This window comes from Thioclava sp. F1Mire-8 (assembly GCF_002213165.1).
Taxonomy (GTDB): domain Bacteria; phylum Pseudomonadota; class Alphaproteobacteria; order Rhodobacterales; family Rhodobacteraceae; genus Thioclava; species Thioclava nitratireducens.
On sequence record NZ_NBNY01000003.1, the window covers coordinates 165,358 to 187,376 of the forward strand.

A 22,019-nucleotide genomic window follows, 5' to 3' on the forward strand; every position below is an offset into this window, starting at 1 on the left:
ATCGGGCCGGGCCAACCGGTCGGCAAGAGGGGAGCATAAACATTGCGTGACGGTAAAGAGGCAATCGGCGAAACCCTGCTCAACTGGTACGACACCCATGCCCGCGTCATGCCGTGGCGCGTATCGCCTGCGGATCGGGCAGAGGGCGAGCGACCCGACCCCTACCGCGTCTGGCTCTCCGAGGTGATGCTGCAGCAGACCACGGTCGCCGCCGTGCGCGACTATTTCCGCCGCTTCACCGAGCGCTGGCCCGATGTAGGTGCATTGGCGGCGGCCGAAGAGGGCGACGTGATGGCAGAATGGGCGGGGCTCGGCTATTACGCCCGCGCCCGCAACCTGCTGAAATGCGCGCGTGTTGTGGCGGATGACATGGACGGTCGCTTCCCCGAGAGCGCAGCGGAACTGCAAAAGCTGCCCGGCATCGGCCCCTATACCTCCGCAGCCATCGCCGCAATCGCCTATGACGAGCCCGTCGCCGTGGTCGACGGCAATGTGGAGCGCGTGGTTTCGCGCCTCTTCTCCGTCGACACGCCCCTTCCCGGCGCGAAATCGGAACTGACCGACCTGACCGCGCAGATCACGCCCGAGGACCGACCGGGAGATTTCGCTCAGGCGATGATGGATCTGGGCGCGACGATCTGCACGCCGCGCAACCCGGCCTGTGGCATCTGCCCGCTGATCGACAGTTGCACCGCGCGTGCCGCCGGTATTGCCGAGACGCTGCCGCGCAAAGCCCCAAAGAAAGAAAAGCCGACCCGTCGCGGCTTTGCCTATGTGGTGATGAACGCTCAAGGCGACGTGCTGCTGGAACGTCGCCCGGACAAGGGGCTTCTGGGCGGCACGCTGGGCTTTCCCGGCTCGGACTGGTCCGACGCGCCGACACCCGCCCCGCCGGTGCAGGCCGACTGGATTCTCTCACCCGTCGAGGTGCGCCACACCTTCACCCATTTCCATCTGATCCTTCAGGTCCATGTCGCCCGCAAGGAGACCGAGTCCATGACCTCGCGGACAGATTTCCGCCCGGGCGATCTGCCCACCCTGATGCGCAAGGTCTGGGATGCCGCGCAGAGCGCCGATGGGTCGCAAGCTGAATGATTGTATCGGGTTAGCGTTCGGCTAGTATGACCGCGCCCGCATCGCTCACGAGGCCCCGATGTCCAGCCGCGACGAAATCCGCCGCCCCTCGCACGCCCTGCCCTTCTGGCTATCGCTCGGCACCGTGCCGCTGGCGGGGATCGAGGCGTGGGTCGGCGGCTGGACCCTGATCCTGCTGCCCGCCTATGCGTGGTGGCTGACGACGGTGCTCGACCAGCTGCTGGGGCATAACGAGGACCAGCCCGACACGGAAACGCCCGAGGACGACCTGTTCTGGTATCGCGCAATCACGTTGATCTGGTTCCCGATTCAGGCGGCAGTGATCTTCGGCACGATCTGGTGGGTGACGCATACCGATCACCTGAACGGCTTCGAGATCGTCGCCCTGATGTTCGGCGTGGGCGTGATCTCGGGCACGATCGGCATAGTCTATGCGCATGAGCTGCTCCACCAGAAGTCCAGGCTGGAACGCTGGCTGGGCGACCTGCTGCTGGCCACAGTCCTTTATTCCCATTTCAGGACCGAGCATCTGCTGGTCCATCACCTCTGGGTCGGCACGCCGCGCGATGCGGTCTCGGCGCGCTATAATGAGGGGTTTCACCGCTTCTTCTGGCGGGTGATTTTCGAGTGCCCCCGCTCCGCCTGGAGAGCCGAGAAGCTGAAGCTGCGCCGCGCGGGCCGCCCTGTCTGGCACCGCTCCAACCCGTTCTGGCGCTACGGCGCATTGCAGGTGCTGGCGCTGGTCGTGGCGGCGCTGCTCGGCGGATGGATGGGGCTCGGCCTGTTCCTGCTGCAGGCCCTCTTCGCGGTCTGGCAGCTGGAGTTGACCAACTATGTCGAGCATTACGGCCTGACCCGGCAATACAAGGGCGAGGGGCGTTACGAACATGTCCTCCCGCGCCATAGCTGGAACGCCGATCACACGGCCTCGAACTGGCTGCTGATCAACCTGCAGCGCCACTCAGATCACCATTACAAACCCGATCGCCGCTTCCCGCTGCTGCAGACCTACGATGCCGAGGAAGCCCCGCAGCTGCCCTTCGGCTATCCCGGTATGACGGCGCTCGCGATGATCCCGCCGCTCTGGCGCCGCCGGATGAACCCGCGCGTGCGGGCGTGGCGGCGGAAATACTACCCGGATGTCGCGGACTGGACGCCCTATAACACGGGCACGACGCCGTTGCCGCGCGGCTCTTTCTGACGCGCCCCTTCCTCTTGATGAAAATATCCCCGCCGGAGGCTCCCGCCGGCGCAGCCCGCAAAGGCCTCAGGTCACGACGCGCATCGTCAGGTTGATCCGCCCGCCCTTCGGCATCAGCGGCGAGGTGCCGGGCTTCACGCGGTCGATTCCGTGATAAAGGAGCCGCGCCTCGCCCCCCATCACCATCACGTCACCCGAACGCAGCCAGATGCTTTCGGTCTTTCCGCCGCGGGTACGGTTGCCGATGCGGAACAGCCCGTCATCGCCCAGCGAGACCGAGACGACGGGCTGGTCGAAATCCTGCTCGTCGCGATCCTGATGCATCCCCATCTTCGCACCTTCGCCGTAGAAGTTGATCAGACAGCATTCGGGGGCGCGACTCGTGCACGAGACCGCCTCCCAGATATCGAGGATCGGTTGCGGAATCGCGGGCCACGGCTGCCCGTCGGGATGAGTCTCGGAATATCGGTAGCCGCGTCGGTCGGAGATCCAGCCGAAGCGCCCGGCCGAGGTCATGCGCACCGACATCGGCTTGCCGTAAGGGGTCATCGGCGAGAAAAGCGGTGCCTGCGTCACGACGCTACGCAGCGTCTCGATCAGCGCCTTTTGCTCCTCGAGACCGAGCCAGCCGGGGTAATGCCGGAAGCCACGGATCTCCTGCGGGTCGGGGCGAGATATTGCGTGTTTCGGATTTTCTGTCATTTTCTCGCAATCTTCCTCGGGGGAGCCTTCTTGCAGGCCGATTTTCCCCTCCTTATATACGCTTCGAAGCCGATGGCGGACCACACCGCCAGATAGCAGAACATGAAACCGAAACCCAAGGGATAGGGGCCGGGGGCCTGAATGGACCCGTTCCCCGTCATATCGCCAAGAGAGGTAACATCATGGGTAAAGTCATTGGTATCGACCTCGGGACCACGAACTCCTGCGTCGCCATCATGGATGGCGCACAGCCCCGAGTGATCGAAAACTCCGAAGGGGCACGCACCACCCCCTCGATCGTCGCCTATACTGACGACGAACGTCTGGTCGGCCAGCCGGCGAAACGCCAGGCGGTCACCAACCCCTCGAACACCGTCTTCGCCGTGAAGCGCCTGATCGGGCGCCGCACCACGGACGCGGAAGTCGAGAAGGACAAGAAACTCGTTCCCTATTCCATCGTCGACGGCGGCAATGGCGACGCATGGGTCGAAGTGAAGGGCGAGAAATATTCCCCCGCACAGGTTTCGGCCGTGATCCTTCAGAAGATGAAGGAAACCGCCGAGAGCTATCTGGGCGAAGAAGTCACGCAGGCCGTCATTACCGTGCCCGCCTACTTCAACGACGCTCAGCGTCAGGCCACCAAAGACGCTGGCAAGATCGCCGGTCTCGAAGTGCTGCGCATCATCAACGAGCCGACCGCGGCTGCGCTGGCCTATGGCCTCGACAAGAAAGAATCGAAAACCATCGCGGTCTATGACCTTGGCGGGGGTACCTTCGACATCACCATCCTCGAGATCGACGACGGTCTCTTCGAAGTGAAATCGACCAACGGCGATACGTTCCTCGGCGGTGAAGACTTCGACATGCGCATCGTCAACTACCTCGCTGACGAGTTCAAAAAAGAGCATGGCGTTGACCTCACCAAGGACAAGATGGCGCTGCAGCGTCTGAAGGAAGCTGCCGAGAAAGCGAAGATCGAACTGTCGAGCTCGAGCCAGACCGAGATCAACCAGCCCTTCATCTCGATGGGCAAGGACGGCACTCCGCTGCACATGGTCATGAAACTGACCCGTGCGAAGCTGGAGAGCCTCGTGAGCGATCTCATCAAGGCCTCGCTGAAGCCCTGCGCCGCCGCGCTGAAGGATGCTGGCGTCTCCAAGGACGAGATCGACGAAGTCGTGCTCGTCGGCGGTATGACCCGTATGCCGAAAGTCGTGCAGGAAGTGACCGGCTTCTTCGGCAAGGAGCCCCATAAGGGCGTGAACCCGGATGAGGTCGTGGCGCTCGGTGCGGCCATTCAGGCCGGCGTTCTGCAAGGTGACGTGAAAGACGTCGTCCTACTCGACGTGACGCCGCTGTCGCTCGGCATCGAGACGCTGGGTGGCGTGTTCACCCGCCTGATCGATCGCAACACGACGATCCCGACGAAGAAGAGCCAGGTGTTCTCCACCGCGGAAGACAACCAGAACGCGGTGACGATCCGGGTCTTCCAGGGTGAGCGCGAGATGGCTGCCGACAACAAGATGCTCGGCATGTTCAACCTCGAGGACATCCCGCCGGCCCCGCGCGGCATGCCGCAGATCGAAGTGACCTTCGACATCGACGCGAACGGTATTGTCTCCGTTTCGGCGAAGGACAAGGGCACCGGCAAGGAGCAGAAGATCACGATCCAGGCGTCCGGCGGCCTGTCCGACGAAGAGATCGAGAAAATGGTTCAGGACGCCGAGGCGAACGCCGACGCGGACAAGTCCCGCAAGGAACTGGTCGAAACCAAGAACCAAGGCGAATCGCTGCTGCACTCGACCCGCAAGTCGCTCGAAGAGCATGGCGACAAGGTCGATGCCTCGACCGTCGAAGCGATCGAACTCGCGGCCAACGCGCTTGAGGAAGCCCTCAAGACCGATGAAGCCGGCAAGATCAAAGGCGCGATCCAGAACCTGACGGATGCGGCGATGAAACTCGGCGAGGCCATCTACAAGGCCGAGCAGGAGAAAGCCGGTCAGGGCGAGAGCTCCAACGACGAAGACAGCCCACGCGATGTCGATGACGATATCGTCGACGCTGACTTCGAAGATCTGGGCGAGGACGAGCGCAAGTAATTGCGCATGGAATGTCGGGCGGGCCTGCCTTTTCCAAGGGCGGGCCCGCCTGCGTTCCGCCAAGGGGGTAACCAATGGCAAAACGCGACTATTACGACGTTCTGGGAACTGCCAAAGGCGCCTCGGCCGAAGAGATCAAGAAAGCCTATCGCAAGAAGGCGAAAGAGCTTCATCCCGATCGAAATTCCGACAATCCCGATGCCGAGGCCCAGTTCAAGGAAGTGAACGAGGCTTATGACGTCCTCAAGGACGCCGAGAAGAAGGCGGCTTACGACCGGTTCGGTCATGCGGCGTTCGAAGGCGGCATGGGCGGCGGGCGTCCGGGCGGCGGTTATGGCGGCGCGGGCGGTCAGGGCGACTTCGCCTCGGCCTTCTCCGACGTCTTCGAAGACCTGTTCGGCGACTTCATGGGCGGCGGCAGAGGCGGTCCCGGCGGTGGGCGTTCGCGCGCACAGCGAGGCTCCGACCTGCGCTACAACATGCGCGTCACGCTCGAAGAGGCGTATCGCGGCACCCACAAGACGATCAACGTGCCGAGCTCGGCCGCCTGTACGGCGTGTAACGGCTCCGGCGCGGAGGGCGGCTCCGAGCCTCAGACCTGTCCGACCTGTTCCGGTCTGGGCAAGGTGCGCGCGCAGAACGGCTTCTTCACGGTAGAGCGGACCTGCCCGACCTGCGGTGGTCAGGGTCAGGTGGTGAAGAACCCCTGCAAGGTCTGCCATGGCGCGGGCCGCGTGGAGGTCGATCGCCAGCTTCAGGTCAACATCCCTCCGGGGGTCGAGACCGGCACCCGCATCCGTCACGCCGGCGAAGGCGAGGCGGGGCTGCGTGGTGGTCCGTCGGGCGATCTCTACATCTTCATCGAGGTCCAGCCGCACGCGATCTTCGAACGCGAAGGCACCGATCTGCACTGCCGCGTGCCGGTCAGCATGGCGACCGCAGCCCTTGGGGGCGAGGTCGAAGTGCCGACGATAGACGGTGGCCGCAGCCGCGTTAAAATCCCGGCAGGCAGCCAATCGGGCCGCCAGATGCGCCTTCGCGGCAAGGGTATGCCCGCGCTGCGCGGCGGCGGGTCCGGCGACATGTTCATCGAACTGGCCGTCGAAACCCCGGTGAACCTGACCGCACGGCAGAAGGAAATCCTCAAGGAGTTCCAGGGGATCGAAGCCGAGAACAACCCGGAAGGTGCGAGTTTCTTTAAGAAAGTCAAAAGCTTCTGGGATGGCATGACCCAGTGACAAACATAGGAAAGGCGCCTTCGGGCGCCTTTTTTCTTGGTCTGACAGAGGGCGATTAAGGCTTTCTTCAATCCGAATCGATCATGGTCTGTTTCATGGACCAGACGCCCCATCATATGGAGGAGCCTCCGCTGCCGCTGTTTGCCAGCGGGACTGCGGTCCGTCCGCCGCCGCGTGCGTCCAAACCTTCCTATCTGCTCGACCACCGGCACCGGCTGCGCACGCGGTTCATGGAAGGCGGCGCGCGGGCCCTGCCCGATTACGAGCTACTCGAACTGGTGCTGTTTCGCGCCATTCCCCGGCAGGATGTGAAGCCCCTCGCCCGCCGCCTGATCCAGACCTTTGGCGATTTCGGGCGGGTGGTCTCCGCCCCGCCGAACCGGCTGCGACAGGTGACCGGCGTCGGGGAGGCTGTGGTGATCGAGTTGAAGCTGGTCGAGGCGTCAGCACAAAGGCTCGCGCGGTCGAAGGTGATGCATCGCCCCGTGCTCAGTTCGTGGCAGGCGCTTGTCGATTACTGCCACATGGCGATGTCCCATGCCGAGACGGAGCAATTCCGCCTGCTGCTGCTGGATCGGAAAAACGCGCTGATCGCGGATGAGGAACAGGGCCGCGGCACGGTTGATCATGTCCCGGTCTATCCGCGCGAGGTGATGAAGCGTGCGCTGGAGGCAAATGCCTCGGCGCTGATCCTCGTCCATAATCATCCCTCTGGCGATCCCACTCCGTCAGAGGCGGACATCGTCCTGACCCGACAGATCGACGAGGCAGCGAAGCTCTTCGGCATCGTGCTGCATGATCACCTGATCCTCGGCAAGGATTGCGAGATCAGCCTACGCTCGGAGGGTTATTTTTGAGCGGTCAGGCCCTGAGATTCGAACCCGTCAAGCGGCAGAACCACCGTGCCGCCATCGGAGGGGCAAGCGGGCAGATCGAGCGTGATCGGCATCGCGGCAGTCCCCGTGCCATGCATCCGCATCAGGCGCCCGCCGACGGATTTACCGCAATCCTCGGGCGAAAAACTCGCCTCCAATTGCAGCCGGAGATCTGTAAGGGTCTTGGGCGCAGTATAGATCTCGATGCGCTTGCCATCGGCGGCGGTGAAGCTTTGCATATACCCGCCCAGCGACGTGTCCGGCGAACGCGGCTTCGTCGCGTCGAGGTGGCCAGCGTCGTCGAACTGCGCGCCGTTCTCATAGGCGTTGAGATGCAAAGGGCTCTCGGCCTTAGTCACCCAGATCGCCCGGTTGATCTTATCAAGGCCGGAGGCTCCGGCTTCCAGCTGCGCGATCATCGCACCGTCAGCAGTGACTTGCAGCGATGTCGTGGGCGCGAGAAGCGGCAGCACCGCCTCGAAAACTCCCGACGCATCCGTTTGTCCCGCGATCGAGAGCGATTCGTCACGGATCGCCAGATTCGTATCGGGATGGCACGGCGCGTTCAGTTCCAGCTTGGTCAAGCCGTCTCCGACTGGGCTCACCGACAGCACCGGGTTGTCGCAATCGGCGGCACCGGTTTTCAGCGGCATCGGTTGCGGCAGAGGCGCGTTGAACTGGTCGCCAGAGGTGCGCACAGTCGCCGGAACGATCCCGACGCCGGGATCGGCCACAAAATGATAGACCGGAGGATTGCGCAGCACGGTTTTCGAAATCAGCCGGACCTTCGGCTCTTCGCGGGGCGGCGCGGCACGCTTTTCCCAGGACTCGCTTCCGACCGAGCTGGCGACCAAAGACGCACCGAGTTGCGGACGCGGGCCCACGCTTTGCATCACATGACCAGTCGCGGCGGCGAGCAGGAATGTCGCTCCGATCATGGAAATCTTGCGAATGGTGCGCATCGCCGCCTCGAACTCGGTCTTAGAAAACTGCTTAATTTTTTCCTAATGGCCGAAAGCGGCGAAGCTGGGGCGCGATTGGGGAAATCGTGCACCCATAGCTGGCTTTGGGTGGGGTCACCCTGCCAAGAGAGTCAACGACTCCAACAAGATATGGAAAAGGCGGCCGAAGCCGCCTCAACTTTGCCATATTCTCGTCAGAGTTGTGTCAAACGAGCTGCCCGTGGCAATGCTTGAACTTTTTGCCCGAGCCGCAGGGGCAGGGATCGTTGCGCGACGGCTCGCCCCAGGTTGCCGGATTGGTCTCATCGAAGCCCGGCAGCGGCTCTCCCACCACCTCGACCTCGGGCGCAGCCTCGGCCGCCGGCGCCTCGGCGGGCGCGAGCTGCTGCTGTTGCGCTTGCATCATCTGCGCCTGCTCTTCTTCGGTTAGCGGGCGAATGCGGGCCAGCTGCTGGGTCACGTCCGAGCGCAAGCTGTCGAGCATGATCTCGAACAGCTGGAAGCCCTCGGTCTTGAATTCCGACAGCGGATCGCGCTGCGCATAACCGCGGAAACCGATGGTCTGGCGCAGCTGATCGAGCGTAACCAGATGTTCGCGCCATTTCGCGTCAATGATCTGCAGCAGGACCTGCTTTTCGATCATCTGCATCGTGTCGGCACCGAAGGCTTCGGCTTTCTCGGCCATCAGCGTATCGGTCGCCTCTTCGAGACGCTCGGTGACGACCTCCTGATCGACGCCCTCTTCCTCGGCCCATTCCGCGATCGGAACGTCAAGGTTGAGCTGCTCGATCACCGCCTGATGCATCCCTTCGACATCCCATTGATCGGCATAGGATTTCGGCGGCATGTAGCGGTCCACGAGATCTTCGATCACTTGCACGCGCATGTCGCGGGTGATCTCGCCGACCTCTTCGGTTTCCATGATTTCGCGACGCTGCGAGAAGACCGCTTTCCGCTGGTCGTTCATCACGTCATCGAATTTCAGAAGCTGCTTGCGGATGTCGAAGTTGCGGCCTTCGACCTTCGCCTGCGCACGCTCGAGCGACTTGTTCACCCACGGGTGGACGATCGCTTCGCCCTCTTTCATGCCCAGCTTCGAGAGGACCGAATCGAGCTTGTCGGAGCCGAAGATCCGCATCAGGTCGTCTTCCAGCGACAGGAAGAACAGCGAGCGGCCCGGGTCACCCTGACGGCCCGAACGGCCGCGCAGCTGGTTGTCGATGCGGCGGCTTTCGTGGCGCTCGGTCGCGAGAACGAACAGGCCGCCCGCTTCCAGAACCTTCGCCTTTTCCTCGGCGGTCGCCGCGTCGATCCGCTTGCGGACCTCTTCGGGATCGGCGTCGGGATTCGCAGCGAGTTCGTCCTGAACGCGCATCTCGACATTACCGCCGAGCTGAATGTCAGTGCCGCGGCCAGCCATGTTGGTCGCAATGGTCACCGCACCCAGACGACCGGCCTCGGCGACGATGGTCGCTTCCTGCTCGTGCTGACGGGCGTTGAGGACGTTGTGCTTGATGCCGGCCTTCTTGAGCATATCCGATAGCATCTCGGATTTCTCGATCGAGGTGGTGCCGACCAGCATCGGCTGCCCCTTCTCGTGGGCCTTCTTGATCGCCTCAACGACAGCGTCGTATTTCTCCTGCGCCGTGCGGTAGACGCGGTCATGTTCGTCTTTCCGCGCGATCGGACGGTTGGTCGGGATCTCGACCACGCCCAGCGAGTAGATCTCGGCGAATTCCTCGGCCTCGGTGGCCGCGGTGCCGGTCATGCCGCCCAGCTTGTCGTAGAGACGGAAGTAGTTCTGGAAGGTGACCGAGGCGAGCGTCACGTTCTCGGGCTGAATATCGACGCCTTCCTTGGCTTCGATCGCCTGATGCAACCCTTCCGAGAGGCGGCGCCCCTTCATCATGCGGCCAGTGAATTCGTCGATCAGCACGACCTCGCCCGATTGCACGACGTAGTTCTGATCCTTGAAGAACAGCTTGTGGGCGCGCAGGGCCTGGTTGACGTGGTGCACGATGGTCGTGCTTTCCGGATCGTAAAGCGACTGCCCCTCAGGCAGAACGCCTGCCTCCAGCAGGAGGTTTTCGAGGAAGTCGTTGCCCTCTTCGGTGAAGGTCGCGGTGCGGGCCTTCTCGTCGATGGTGTAATGATCTTCGGTCAGGCTCGGGATGAACTTGTCGAGCGTGATATACAGCTCCGAGCGGTCGTCGGACGGGCCCGAGATGATCAGCGGCGTGCGCGCCTCGTCGATGAGGATCGAGTCGACCTCGTCGATGATCGCGTAGAAATGGCCGCGCTGCATCATCTGGTCGACCGAGGTCTTCATGTTGTCGCGCAGATAATCGAAGCCGAGCTCGTTATTCGTAGAATAGGTGATGTCGGCGGCGTAGGCCTGCTTCTTCTCGGGCTCGGCCTGGAAGGGCACGACGACGCCGGTGGTCAGACCCAGCGCACCGTAGACCTTGCTCATCCATTCCGCGTCGCGCCGCGCGAGATAGTCGTTCACGGTGACGACATGCACGCCCTTGCCCGCCAGCGCGTTCAGGTAGGCCGGGAAGGTCGCGACGAGGGTTTTCCCTTCGCCCGTCTTCATCTCGGCGATGTTGCCCTGATGCAGGAAGATGCCACCGATTAGCTGCACGTCGAAGGCCCGCAGGCCGAGTGCACGCTTCGCGGCTTCGCGGCAGTTGGCGAAGGCTTCGGGCAGAATCTTGTCGAGGCTCTCGCCCTCTTCCTGCACGCGGCGCTGAAAATCGCGCGTCTTTTCGATGATCTGTTCGTCGGAGAGGGCTGCGTATTCCTCCTCCAGCGCGTTGATCTTGGCCACCAGCGGGCGCACCGATTTCACCTTACGATCATTCGACGTGCCGAAGACCTTCTTCGCGAGTGTTCCGATGCCGAGCATGTAATCTCCGAGGGTAGCTGACCAGATCGTTATTCCCTGTGCCTTGCCGCATAGGGTTTGCTTGCCTAGAAGAGCTAGCGAAACAAGGCCGAAACGGCTCTTACAGACCCTTGGCGATGTAAGGGGCGACTGCCAGAGTGTCAACGCCGCCTAAAGACGCGGCAGAAAGGAAGTGGCAAGGATGCCGAATCTGACGAAACTGCTTGCGAGCGTAGCGATCTGCGCGATGACTGCCGGAATCGCACAGGCCGAGGACGCAAAAGCGCCTGCACCCGCTGGGGATACCGCGAAATCGGAAACCGCCGCCAAGCCGCGCACCGACCTGAGCGCCGACACTGTCGTGGCTACCGTCAATGGCCAGGACATCACGCTTGGCATGATGCAAACCGTGCGCGACGGCCTGCCCGCACAATACCAGCAGCTGCCCGACGACAAGCTGTTCGACGGCGTCCTGCAGCAGCTGATCCAGCAGACCGCGCTCGCACAGCTCGAGGAAAAGCGCATCACCCAGCGCGATAAGATCGCCCTCGAAGTGCAAAAGCGCGCTTACCTGTCGGGTGCGTTCCTCAACTACACCGCCGACAAGGCCGTGACCGACGAAGCCGTGCAGAAAGCCTATGACGCGAAATACGCCAAGGCCGAGCCGACCAAGGAATATCACGCCGCCCATATCATCGTGAAAACCAAGGAAGAGGCCGAGAAGATCAAGAAAGAGATCGATAACGGCGCCGACTTCGCGGAACTGGCGAAGAAGAACTCGACCGATGGCGCTGCGGCGAATGGCGGCGATCTGGGCTGGTTTAAGCTCGACGCGATGGTCAAGCCCTTCGCGGACGAGGTCGCGGGCATGAAGGAAGGCGAAGTCGCCGGTCCGATCCAGACCCAATACGGCTGGCACGTAGTGAAGCTGCTCGGCACCAAGATGGTCGATGCCCCGAAACTGGCCGATGTGCGCAAGAAGCTGGTGGGCGATATTCGCCAGGAGGCTGTGCAAAACCGCGTAAAGGCTGTTGTGGACGAAGCCAAAATCGACAAGATGACCGACGGGATTGATCCGAGCGTTCTGAAAGATCAGTCCATCCTGGGTAGCAACTGATCGATCAAAAGGCGGGCGCGATGGCGAAGAAAAAGTCGAAGGACACCAAGGAGCTGAAGGCCAAGGTCAAAAAGCTCCGCGCCAAGGTGAAGGCGCTGAAGTCCGACCTTTCCGACGCGCCCGCCCCTGCCGCCCCTGCGGCACAGACCAAGGCGAAATCGGTCACGATCTCGCCGCTCGCCCCCGCGAAATTTCCCGATCTTCCGGAAATCGCGGGGGTCGAATTCGCCTCCGCCGCGGCGGGGGTCAAATATGCCGGCCGCACCGACGTGATGCTGGCGCGGATTGCGCCGGGCGCTTCGATCGCGGGCGTGTTCACCACGTCCTCCACCCGCGCGGCCTGCGTTCTCGATTGTCAGGAAAAGCTTGCGATGCGCGCGCCGGACGACGCCGGTGCCGCGATCATAGTTAACTCCGGCAATGCCAACGCGTTCACCGGGAAAAGCGGTCAGGAGAGCGTCGACAAGGTCACCGGAGCGGTGGCTCAGGCGCTCGACATGCCGATCAGCCGCGTGTTCTCCTCCTCCACCGGGGTCATTGGCGAGCCGCTTCCCCATGACAAGATCGTCGCGGTGATCGACAGCCTGACGCAGCGCCTCTCCCCTGCCGGGATCGAGGATGCCGCGCGCGCGATCATGACGACCGATACCTATCCCAAAGGCGCCTTTGCCGAAGTTCAGGGCGAAGGCGGCAAGATCAAGATCGCCGGGATCGCGAAAGGCTCGGGGATGATCGCGCCGAACATGGCGACGATGCTGGTCTATATCTTTACCGATGCGAAAATCACGCCGGCGCGGCTGCAAAAGATGCTGTCGCGGCAGGTGGATGACACGTTCAACGCGATCACCGTGGACAGCGATACGTCGACCTCGGATGCGCTGATCGTCGCGGCGACCGGGAAATCCGACGCCGCCGAGATCGCCGATCTGCGCTCGGAGCCGGCGAAGGCGTTCGAGGCCGGTCTGCGCGGCGTGATGATGGATCTCGCGCATCAGGTCGTGAAAGACGGCGAAGGCGCCACCAAGTTCGTCGAGATCCGCGTGACGCGGGCGCGCTCGAACGAGGACGCGCATAAGATCGCGATGTCGATCGCGAATTCGCCGCTGGTGAAGACCGCAATCGCGGGCGAGGACGCGAACTGGGGCCGCGTGGTGGCGGCCGTCGGCAAGTCCGGGGCCGAGGCCGATCGCGACAAGCTCAAGATTTCCTTCGGGGACATGGTGGTGGCCGAGAAAGGCTGGCGCGTGCCGGATTACTCCGAAGAGGCCGCGAGCGCCTATATGAAGAACGACGAGTTGGTGATTGGCGTCGATCTCGGGCTCGGTCGCGCATCGAAATCGGTCTGGACCTGCGATCTCACCCACCGCTACATCGACATTAACGCGGATTATCGTTCGTGAAGATGGTTCTGGTATCCGCCGTCGCCCTGATCGACGCCGACGGGCGCGTGCTTCTGGCACAGCGCCCCGAGGGCAAGTCGATGGCGGGTCTCTGGGAGTTTCCCGGTGGCAAGGTCGAGCCGGGCGAGACGCCCGAGGCCGCGCTGATCCGCGAGCTGGACGAAGAACTGGGCATCCAGACCCATCAGAGCTGCCTCGCGCCGCTGACCTTCGCCAGCCACGCCTATGACGACTTTCACCTGCTGATGCCGCTCTTTGCCTGCCGCAAGTGGCAGGGGATCGTCAGCCCCCGCGAGGGACAAACGCTCGCCTGGGCGCGGGCGCGCGATCTCCGCGATTACGAGATGCCGCCAGCGGATATCCCGCTGATCCCCATTCTGCGCGACTGGCTCTGAGCGGAGTCCGGACGCGATTAACCTTCGTGATCCTCTCCGCAATCTCTCGCACCTGCCCCGCCTCGGTTCACTTATTTGTCGCGGATCCTCCAGAGCTTGCGCTTCTAGCGGGCGCGCAAAGTAAGAACCGCACGCCCAGAGCCCGCAAATCACAACCACAAATGCAAAACGGGGGCGCGAAGGCCCCCGTTTTCATATCTGTAGGATGGTCCCGAAGGATCAGAGCGTCCGCTCGACCTCTTCGCGCTCGAAAATCTCGATGACATCGCCGGGGCGGATATCGTCGTATTTCTCGAAGGCCATGCCGCATTCCTGACCGGAGGGCACTTCCTTGACCTCGTCCTTGAAGCGCTTGAGCGTCTTCAGCGTGCCTTCGTGGATCACCACGTTGTCACGCAGCAGGCGCACGCCAGCCGAACGACGGGCGACCCCCTCGGTGACGCGGCAACCAGCAACCTTGCCGACGCCGGTGACCTTGAACACTTCGAGGATCTCGGCATAGCCGATGAAGTGTTCGCGGATCTCGGCCGACAGGAGGCCCGAAGCGGCAGCTTTGATGTCGTCCACCAGATCGTAGATGATCGAGTAGTAGCGGATCTCGACGCCCTTCTGGTTCGCGGCGTTGCGCGCAGGCGCATTGGCACGAACGTTGAACCCGATGACCGGCGCGTTGGACGCCTCGGCCAGCGTGATGTCGGATTCGGTGATTGCACCGACGCCCGAATGCAGCACACGGACGCGCACCTCTTCGTTGCCGACCTTCTCGAGCGCCTGAACGATCGCTTCCGCCGAGCCCTGCACGTCGGCCTTCACCAGCACGGGCAGTTCGGTGACGCTTTCGTCGGCCTTGGCTTTCGCCATCAGCTGTTCCAGCGTCGTCGCGGCACCGGCAGCGGCGCGTTTGTCCTTCGCAGCCTGCTCGCGGTATTCGGCGATCTCACGGGCCTGCGCCTCGGTCTCGACGACGTTGAGAACGTCGCCAGCCTCGGGCGTGCCGTTGATGCCGAGCACCTCGACCGGAACCGACGGACCGGCCTCATCGACGCGGTCGCCCTTGTCGTTGATCAGCGCGCGGACCTTACCCCACTGCTCGCCGACGACGAAGATGTCGCCTTTGCGCAGCGTGCCATTCTGCACCAGCACCGTCGCGACCGGACCACGGCCAACGTCGAGCTTCGCCTCGATCACCGCACCTTGCGCGGCGCGATCGGGGTTCGCCTTCAGTTCAAGCAGTTCGGCCTGAAGCGCGATGGCTTCGAGCAGTTCGTCGAGACCCTTGCCGGTCTTCGCCGAAACTTCCACGTCCTGCACGTCACCCGACATCTCTTCGACGACGACTTCGTGCTGCAGAAGCTCGGTGCGGACCTTCTGGGCGTTCGCCTCGGGCTTGTCGCACTTGTTGATCGCGACGATCATCGGAACGCCAGCGGCCTTCGAGTGATTGATCGCTTCGATGGTCTGCGGCATCACCGAGTCATCGGCCGCCACCACGAGCACCACGATATCGGTGACATTCGCACCGCGTGCGCGCATCGAGGTAAAGGCCGCGTGGCCGGGCGTATCCAGGAAGGACAGCGTCGCGCCGCTCTCGGTCTGCACCTGATAGGCGCCGATGTGCTGCGTGATCCCGCCAGCCTCACCCGAGACGACGTTCGCCTTGCGGATCGCGTCGAGCAGCGAGGTCTTGCCGTGGTCGACGTGACCCATGATCGTGACGATCGGCGGGCGCGGCTGCAGATCTTCTTCCTTGTCGTCGACCTGATCGATGACCTGCTCGACATCCGCATCCGACACGCGCACGGCCTTATGACCGAATTCCTCGATCACATATTCGGCGGTATCGGCGTCGAGCGTCTGGTTCGCGGTGACCATCATGCCCATCTTCATGAGCGTTTTGACCACATCCGCGGCGCGCTCCGCCATACGGTTGGCGAGCTCCGACACGATGATCGTCTCGGGGAGCTGCACTTCGCGGGACTGCTTTTCAGCACGCTGCGTACCGCCCATCGCCTTCTGACGCGCTTTTTCCTGCTTGCGCTTCATCGCGGCAAGCGAACGCTGGCGGCCTTCGCCACCCGAAAGCGCATCGCTCAAGGAGAGCTTGCCCGAACGGCGGTTGCCGCGGTCGTTGCCCTTGTTGTTACGATCGTTGTTGCGATCGTTGCGCGTGTCACGCTCGCGATCCGTCTTGCGCGGACCCGAGGAGGAGACGCCCTTGGTCTCGGCGCGGGCAGCCGCTGCTTCGACCGCGGCCTGATCGACCGGCGCATCTTTCTTCGGTCCGCCCTTGCGGATCTCTTCTTTCTTCTTGTCGCGAAGTTCGGCCTCGCGCTTCTTGCGCTCGTCCTCTTCTTCCTTGGCCTTCAGGGCCGCTTCGCGTTCACGCTCCTCGCGCTCCTTGGCCTCAGCCTCGGCGCGACGACGCTCGCGCTCTTCTTCGCGGGCTTTTTCCTCGGCCTCGCGGGCGGCGGCCTCTTCGGCCTCGCGCGCCTTCGCGGCCTGAAGCGCCTTCAGGCGACGCTCCATCTCGGCGTCGGAAATCCCGGCGGGGCGCTTCGACGGATCGCCAAGGGAGGGTTTGTTGCCCCCGCCCTTACCAGCGCCTGCCGCCGGTTTGTTCAGCACCCGCTTCTTGCCTTTCGTCTCGACCACGACGTTCTTAGTGCGCCCGTGCGAGAAGCTTTGCTTCACCTGCCCGGGGCGCCCGCCGCCCAGTCCGAGAGTCTTTTTGCCGTCCGTATCGCTCATGCCGTCTTCGTATCCTTCATGGCGGTCTTGCCGCCGTCCTGCTTGCGTACGCCCGCAAGCCTCGATGCGTCTTCAATTACGCGCCGGGTGAGGCCACCGGCTGCAAGCGCGCCGTGTATCGCACGATCGCGGCCGAATGCCAAACCCAATTCCTGAGAGGTGAGGCAGCCGAACCAGCGCCCGCCTTCGGGCGTCCAAAGCTTGCCCTTGCCCCTGTCCGAGCCGTCGCTTGCCTGTAGCAGCACTTTCGCGCGCCCCTCGGCCAGCCAGCCCTTGACCTTCTCGAAGCCGACAATCGCTTTGCCGGCCTTTCGCTCCAGAGAAATAAGCTCCACAACGCGAGAGGCAAGGGCCTGTTCCACCAATTCCACCAGATTCTCAGGGGTTTTGACCGCCTGCTTGGCTGCACGGGGGAACAATCCCTTTTTCATCGCCGTCTCGATGATGCCGCGATCGGACGTCACCCAGATTCCGCGGCCGGGCAGCTTGCCCGCCACGTCCGGGTAGACCATCCCGTCGGGTCCGACCACGAAGCGGACAAGCCCCGCCTTCGGCTGAACATCGCCGGTGACGATGCAGCGCCGTTCGGGCTCGTCGTGATTTTTCGGCTTTCCGCCGCGACTCATCTAAGCTCCTCTCCGGTCGGGACCGAGGCTTACGCCTCGGCCTCCTCCGCGGTTTCCTCTTCGCCTTCGTCTTCCGCGTCGCCTTCCAGCTCGGACGGGTCGACCCAGCCCAGCTGAATACGCGCGGTCATGATCAGGTTCTGCGCCTCTTCGAGGCTCACGTCGAATTTCTCGAGCAGACCTTCATCCTTCACGCGCTGACCGTCGACCGTGGTCCAGCCACCGGCCAGTTCCCAGTCAGCGCAGGTCGCGAAATCTTCCAGCGTCTTGACGTCGTCTTTCGCGAGCGCCTCGATCATCTGCGGGGTCAGGCCTTCGAAGTCGAACAGCGATTGCTCGACGCCCATTTCCTTCGCCGCCTCCAGCGCCTTGCGGTTCTGCTCTTCGATCACGTCGCGGGCACGGGCCTGCAGTTCGCCTGCAGTATCCTCGTCCACGCCTTCGATCGACAGCAACTCGTCCATCTCGACATAGGCCACTTCCTCGAGCGAGGTGAAGCCCTCGGCCACGAGGAGCTGCGCGAAGAACTCGTCGAGGTCCAGCGCGTCGACGAACAGCTTGGTGCGCTCGGCGAATTCGGCCTGACGGCGTGCCGATTCCTCGGCCTCGGTCAGGATGTCGATGTCGAGACCGGTCAGCTGCGAGGCCAGACGCACGTTCTGACCGCGGCGGCCGATGGCGAGCGACAGTTGCTCGTCCGGCACCACGACTTCGATCTTCTGCGCATCCTCGTCGATCACCACTTTCGACACTTCGGCCGGCTGCAGCGCGTTCACGAGGAAGGTCGCCTGATCTTCGTTCCACGGGATGATGTCGATCTTCTCGCCCTGAAGCTCGCCGACGACGGCCTGCACGCGCGAACCGCGCATACCGACACAGGCGCCGACCGGATCGATCGAGTTGTCATAGGAGATGACGCCGATCTTCGCGCGCGAACCCGGATCGCGGGCCACGGCCTTGATCTCGATGATGCCGTCGTAGATTTCCGGCACTTCCATCTTGAACAGCTCGGCCATGAATTCCGGCGCGGTGCGGCTGAGGAAGATCTGCGGGCCACGGGTCTCGCGGCGCACGTCTTTCACATAGGCACGGATACGGTCGTTCGGGCGATAGCTCTCGCGGCCGATCTTCTCGTTGCGGCGCAGAATCGCTTCGCCACGGCCCACATCGACGATGATGTTGCCGTATTCCTCGCGCTTGACGATGCCGTTGATGATCGTGCCGACGCGGTCCTTGAACTCTTCGTACTGGCGATCACGCTCGGCTTCGCGGACCTTCTGCAGGATGACCTGCTTGGCCGATTGCGCGGCGATGCGGCCCAGATCGACCGGCGGCACCTCGTCGACGATCTCATCGCCGACCGAGGGATTTTCGAGATACTGCTTCGCCTGCTCGACGGTCAGCTCGGCCTGATAGTTCTCCAGATCCTCGTCTTCGACGACGGTGCGGACACGGGTGAAGGTCGCCTTGCCGGTCTTGCGATCGATCGAGACGCGGATGTCCATCTCCGCGCCGTAACGCGACTTCGCCGCACGCGCGAGACTCTCTTCCATCGCCTGGATCACCAGATCCGGGTCGATCATCTTTTCGCGCGCCACCGCCTCGGCGGTCTGCAGAAGCTCAAGCTGGTTGGCTGCCGTGATGGCCATCTCAGTTCTCCTCCTCGGGGGAATCGTCAATCTCGTCAAATTCAGCTTCGTCGACGCCTTCGGTCGCCTTCTTCTGGCGCAGCATCTCGTCGATCAGCTCATCGGTCAGCACCAGCTTCGCATCCGCGAGCCAGTCGAACTGGAGGCCGATCACGACGTCTTCGCCGTTCTCGTCCAGCTCGATCAGGATTTCCGAGCCTTCGGTGCCGCGCAGGATACCCTTGAAGCGCTTGCGCCCGTCGATCTGCTCGGAAGTCTCAATCTTCGCCTCGTAGCCTTCCCAGATGTCGAAATCCTTGAAGCGCGTCAGCGGGCGATCGATGCCGGGCGACGACACTTCGAGCGTATATTTGTCCTCGATCGGGTCTTCCACGTCGAGGGCCGCGGACACGGCAGTCGAGATCGCGGCGCAATCGTCCACGACGATGCCGCCATCGGGGCGGTCTGCCATGATCTGAAGCGTGGCCGTCTTGCCGCCCTGCAGCCGCAGCCGCACGAGCTCGAAGCCCAGCCCCTCGATCACGGGGGTCACGATCTCGGCCAGACGCCGGTCGATGGCGGTCTTGGCGATCAGGTCGGTCATGTCTCTCTTTCCGATCCTACAAAAACAAAAAACGGGCCGTTGCGGCCCGTCACACGTTTCCGGTGGGCGTCAGGTTTGGACCCCGGCGCGCCGCTGTTGAACGCGATATAGTCCTGTATCGCAGATTCCGCAAGTGGAATCAGGTCTGGGCACCCGCCCTCGGGTTGTCGCGCCAGACGCGGAAGTTCAGCGCGCCCGCCAATGTCAGCCAGACGAGATAGGGGAAGACCAGCAATCCGGCCAGCATATCGAGCTGCAGGAATGCCAGCATCATCGCTGCTACGGCGACCCACAGACAGATCAGGACGAGGAGCCCGAGCCACAACCGATGCGCCCCGAAGAACACCGGCGTCCAGAGCGTGTTCAGCGCGATCTGCACCGCAAACAGCGCAAGCGCGATCTGGCTTCCGGCCTCGGGGGCGATGCGCGCCGCAGCGTAGGCGACCGAGACATAGAGATAAGTCCAGGCCACGGGAAACACCCAGTTTGGCGGCGTGAAGCCCGGCTTCTTCAAGCCGACATACCATTCGCCCGGCTTGAAGATGATGCCGGTTGCAGCCGCAGCCGCGGAGGCCGCGAGAAACAGCAGGAAATAGGTGAGCGTCATGGCGGCCTCGATGGAAATCCGGTGTCAGATCAGGATCTAAGCTCATCCATCGCGCGGACAAGCCCGGCCGTGATCCCCGGCTCGGAAAGCGCATGTCCTGCCATCGGCACCAGCTGAAGCTTCGCCAGCGCCCAGCCCTGCGCCAGCCGATAGGCTGAAGTCGGCGGGCAGATCATGTCGAGCCGCCCCTGCACGATCGTCGTCGGGATATGCTCGATCTTGGAGCGGTCGCGCAGGATCTGGCCGTCCTCTTCAAGGAAGGCCGCGTTCTGGAAATAGTGGTTCTCGAGCCGCGCGAAGGCACGCGCGTAATCGGGCGAGGCTTCGCCCGGCGGACCGTCATAGCGCACCGACGCCAGCGCGTTCTCCCACATCGCCCAGTGCCGCGCATAGCGCGCTTCGGCCATGTAGTCGCCGGAAAAGAGCCGCTTGTGATAGGCGCCGATCAGATCGTGCTGCTCGTCCTCCGGAATCGGACGCCGGAAATTCGCCCAGAGGTCGGGATAGAAATTCCCCGCGCCGCCGCCGTAGAACCAGTCGAGCTCCGCCTGCGTCGCAAGAAAGACGCCCCGAAGAATCAGGTTCGAGGCCCGGTCGGGATACGCCTGCGCATAAAGCAACGCCAGTGTCGCCCCCCAACTGCCGCCGAAAACCATCCACCTGTCGATGCCGAGCGTCCGGCGGATCTGCTCCATATCCGCGATTAGATGCCATGTCGTGTTGTCGGCGACGCTGGCATGCGGGCGCGACAGACCGCAGCCGCGCTGATCGAACAGGATGACCCGGTAATGCTGCGGATCGAAGAATCGCCGCATCGTCGGCGAGCAGCCGCCGCCCGGTCCGCCGTGGCAGACGACGACCGGCTGGCCCTCGGGATGGCCGGATTGCTCGACATAAAGAATATGGCCATCGCCCACGTCGATCCGGCGCTGATCGAAAGGCTCGATCGGCGGATAAAGATGGGCGCCCGATGCGCGCTTTTGCCCTGCAGTTCTGTCCATATCCGGACTATATAGAGCAAAAGGCGCGCCCGCCATGGGCTGCCCTAAAATCAATGCGAGGAGAGCAATGGCAGATCCGGCAAACAGCATCGACCCGTCCGAAGTCGCCAAATTCGAAGCGATGGCCGCCGAATGGTGGGACCCGAACGGCAAGTTCAAACCGCTGCATATGCTCAACCCCTGCCGTCTCGACTACATCACCACCCAGATCGCCACCCAGTTCGGTCGTGACCTGAAAGCGCCGCGCCCGTTCGAGGGGCTGCGCCTGCTGGATATCGGCTGCGGCGGCGGGCTTCTGTCCGAACCGATGGCGCGGCTCGGGGCCGAGGTCGTGGGGGCGGATGCGGCGGAAGGGAATATCCCCGTCGCGCGGCTGCATGCCGAACAGTCGGGTCTCGAAATCGATTACCGCCATTGCGCGGCGGAAGATCTGGCCGCGAAGGGTGAGCAATTCGATGTCGTCCTCGCGATGGAGATCATCGAACACGTCGCCGATCCGCAGGGCTTCGTGAACACGATCCAGAGCCTGATGAGGCCGGGCGGGCTGATGATCTGCTCGACGCTGAACCGCAATCCGAAAAGCTACATGGTCGCAATCATCGGCGCCGAGCGGGTGATGCGCTGGCTGCCGGTGGGCACGCATGAATGGTCGAAATTCGTCACGCCCGACGAGCTTTACGAGCTGTCGCGCAACGCAGGGCTCGACCCGGTCGACCGCCGTGGGATGGTGTTCAACCCGCTGGCGTGGACATGGTCACTCTCGGAGCGCGATCTTTCGGTGAATTACGCCATCGCAGCGGTGAAGCGGTAAGGGGCGCTGCCCCTCTGCCTTCG

At 63.1% G+C, this 22,019-nt stretch carries 18 protein-coding genes; 9 read left to right on the top strand and 9 right to left on the bottom strand.

Annotation, left to right across the window (positions count from 1 at the left end; translation table 11 throughout):
- The first annotated feature begins 42 nt into the window (after nt 1-42).
- Together mutY and B6V75_RS12225 are read left to right on the top strand one after the other, a co-directional pair.
- Nucleotides 43-1,095: an A/G-specific adenine glycosylase gene (mutY, locus tag B6V75_RS12220; protein ID WP_088719883.1), complete on the top strand. Its 1,053-nt coding sequence runs from the start codon at nt 43-45 to the stop codon at nt 1,093-1,095.
- Between the two features lie 58 nt (nt 1,096-1,153).
- Nucleotides 1,154-2,296 carry an alkane 1-monooxygenase gene (locus tag B6V75_RS12225; RefSeq protein ID WP_088719884.1) on the top strand — a complete coding sequence of 381 codons (1,143 nt, stop codon included), beginning with the start codon at nt 1,154-1,156 and terminating at the stop codon, nt 2,294-2,296.
- A 66-nt stretch (nt 2,297-2,362) separates the two neighbouring features.
- Here the strand turns inward: B6V75_RS12225 and B6V75_RS12230 are convergent, their stop codons facing one another.
- The gene (locus B6V75_RS12230; protein WP_088719885.1) at nt 2,363-2,998 is read right to left on the bottom strand and encodes an alpha-ketoglutarate-dependent dioxygenase AlkB; all 636 of its coding nucleotides are present in this window, start codon (nt 2,996-2,998) and stop codon (nt 2,363-2,365) included.
- A gap of 182 nt (nt 2,999-3,180) precedes the next feature.
- Here B6V75_RS12230 and dnaK point away from each other — a divergent pair, with 182 nt between their 5' ends.
- The 3 genes from dnaK (at nt 3,181) to radC (ending at nt 7,192) form a co-directional block, all read left to right on the top strand.
- Nucleotides 3,181-5,097, top strand: a complete 1,917-nt coding sequence (dnaK, locus tag B6V75_RS12235; protein ID WP_088719886.1) for a molecular chaperone DnaK — start codon at nt 3,181-3,183, stop codon at nt 5,095-5,097.
- Between the two features lie 74 nt (nt 5,098-5,171).
- Complete coding sequence (gene dnaJ, locus B6V75_RS12240) at nt 5,172-6,335, top strand: molecular chaperone DnaJ (protein WP_075775235.1); 1,164 nt, start codon at nt 5,172-5,174, stop codon at nt 6,333-6,335.
- A gap of 95 nt (nt 6,336-6,430) precedes the next feature.
- On the top strand, nt 6,431-7,192 hold the full coding sequence (gene radC, locus B6V75_RS12245; protein ID WP_088720038.1) for a DNA repair protein RadC: 762 nt from the start codon (nt 6,431-6,433) through the stop codon (nt 7,190-7,192).
- Here the strand turns inward: radC and B6V75_RS12250 are convergent.
- Both B6V75_RS12250 and secA read right to left on the bottom strand, forming a co-directional pair.
- The gene (locus B6V75_RS12250) at nt 7,183-8,172 is read right to left on the bottom strand and encodes a hypothetical protein (protein ID WP_088719887.1); all 990 of its coding nucleotides are present in this window, start codon (nt 8,170-8,172) and stop codon (nt 7,183-7,185) included. The genes radC and B6V75_RS12250 overlap by 10 nt on opposite strands.
- Before the next feature lie 205 nt (nt 8,173-8,377).
- Nucleotides 8,378-11,080, bottom strand: a complete 2,703-nt coding sequence (gene secA, locus B6V75_RS12255) for a preprotein translocase subunit SecA (RefSeq protein WP_088719888.1) — start codon at nt 11,078-11,080, stop codon at nt 8,378-8,380.
- Between the two features lie 181 nt (nt 11,081-11,261).
- Between secA and B6V75_RS12260 the strand changes: the two genes are divergently transcribed.
- The 3 genes from B6V75_RS12260 to mutT are packed head-to-tail and all read left to right on the top strand — an operon-like array spanning nt 11,262 to nt 13,971.
- Nucleotides 11,262-12,176, top strand: a complete 915-nt coding sequence (locus B6V75_RS12260) for a peptidylprolyl isomerase (RefSeq protein ID WP_075775232.1) — start codon at nt 11,262-11,264, stop codon at nt 12,174-12,176.
- 20 nt (nt 12,177-12,196) lie between these two features.
- The gene (argJ, locus tag B6V75_RS12265; RefSeq protein WP_088719889.1) at nt 12,197-13,576 is read left to right on the top strand and encodes a bifunctional glutamate N-acetyltransferase/amino-acid acetyltransferase ArgJ; all 1,380 of its coding nucleotides are present in this window, start codon (nt 12,197-12,199) and stop codon (nt 13,574-13,576) included.
- The gene (gene mutT / locus B6V75_RS12270) at nt 13,573-13,971 is read left to right on the top strand and encodes an 8-oxo-dGTP diphosphatase MutT (protein WP_075775231.1); all 399 of its coding nucleotides are present in this window, start codon (nt 13,573-13,575) and stop codon (nt 13,969-13,971) included. Before argJ ends, mutT begins: the two co-directional genes overlap by 4 nt.
- 219 nt (nt 13,972-14,190) lie before the next feature.
- On the opposite strand, the gene infB is transcribed toward mutT, so the two are convergent.
- From infB to pip, 6 genes are all read right to left on the bottom strand, one after another.
- On the bottom strand, nt 14,191-16,719 hold the full coding sequence (infB, locus tag B6V75_RS12275) for a translation initiation factor IF-2 (RefSeq protein ID WP_075775230.1): 2,529 nt from the start codon (nt 16,717-16,719) through the stop codon (nt 14,191-14,193).
- Nucleotides 16,716-17,345: an RNA-binding protein gene (locus B6V75_RS12280; protein ID WP_075775229.1), complete on the bottom strand. Its 630-nt coding sequence runs from the start codon at nt 17,343-17,345 to the stop codon at nt 16,716-16,718. Before B6V75_RS12280 ends, infB begins: the two co-directional genes overlap by 4 nt.
- 29 nt (nt 17,346-17,374) lie before the next feature.
- Complete coding sequence (gene nusA / locus B6V75_RS12285; protein WP_088719890.1) at nt 17,375-18,994, bottom strand: transcription termination factor NusA; 1,620 nt, start codon at nt 18,992-18,994, stop codon at nt 17,375-17,377.
- Nucleotide 18,995: 1 nt separating this feature from the next.
- Nucleotides 18,996-19,577, bottom strand: a complete 582-nt coding sequence (rimP, locus tag B6V75_RS12290; protein ID WP_075775227.1) for a ribosome maturation factor RimP — start codon at nt 19,575-19,577, stop codon at nt 18,996-18,998.
- A gap of 139 nt (nt 19,578-19,716) precedes the next feature.
- Nucleotides 19,717-20,184, bottom strand: a complete 468-nt coding sequence (locus B6V75_RS12295) for a TspO/MBR family protein (RefSeq protein WP_088719891.1) — start codon at nt 20,182-20,184, stop codon at nt 19,717-19,719.
- 29 nt (nt 20,185-20,213) lie between these two features.
- Entirely contained in the window at nt 20,214-21,185 is a 972-nt protein-coding gene (gene pip, locus B6V75_RS12300) for a prolyl aminopeptidase (RefSeq protein WP_088719892.1), read from the bottom strand.
- Between the two features lie 67 nt (nt 21,186-21,252).
- Between pip and ubiG the strand changes: the two genes are divergently transcribed.
- Nucleotides 21,253-21,996 (top strand): bifunctional 2-polyprenyl-6-hydroxyphenol methylase/3-demethylubiquinol 3-O-methyltransferase UbiG, encoded by a 744-nt coding sequence (gene ubiG, locus B6V75_RS12305; RefSeq protein WP_088719893.1) that lies wholly within the window; start codon nt 21,253-21,255, stop codon nt 21,994-21,996.
- The last annotated feature ends 23 nt before the right edge of the window (nt 21,997-22,019 follow it).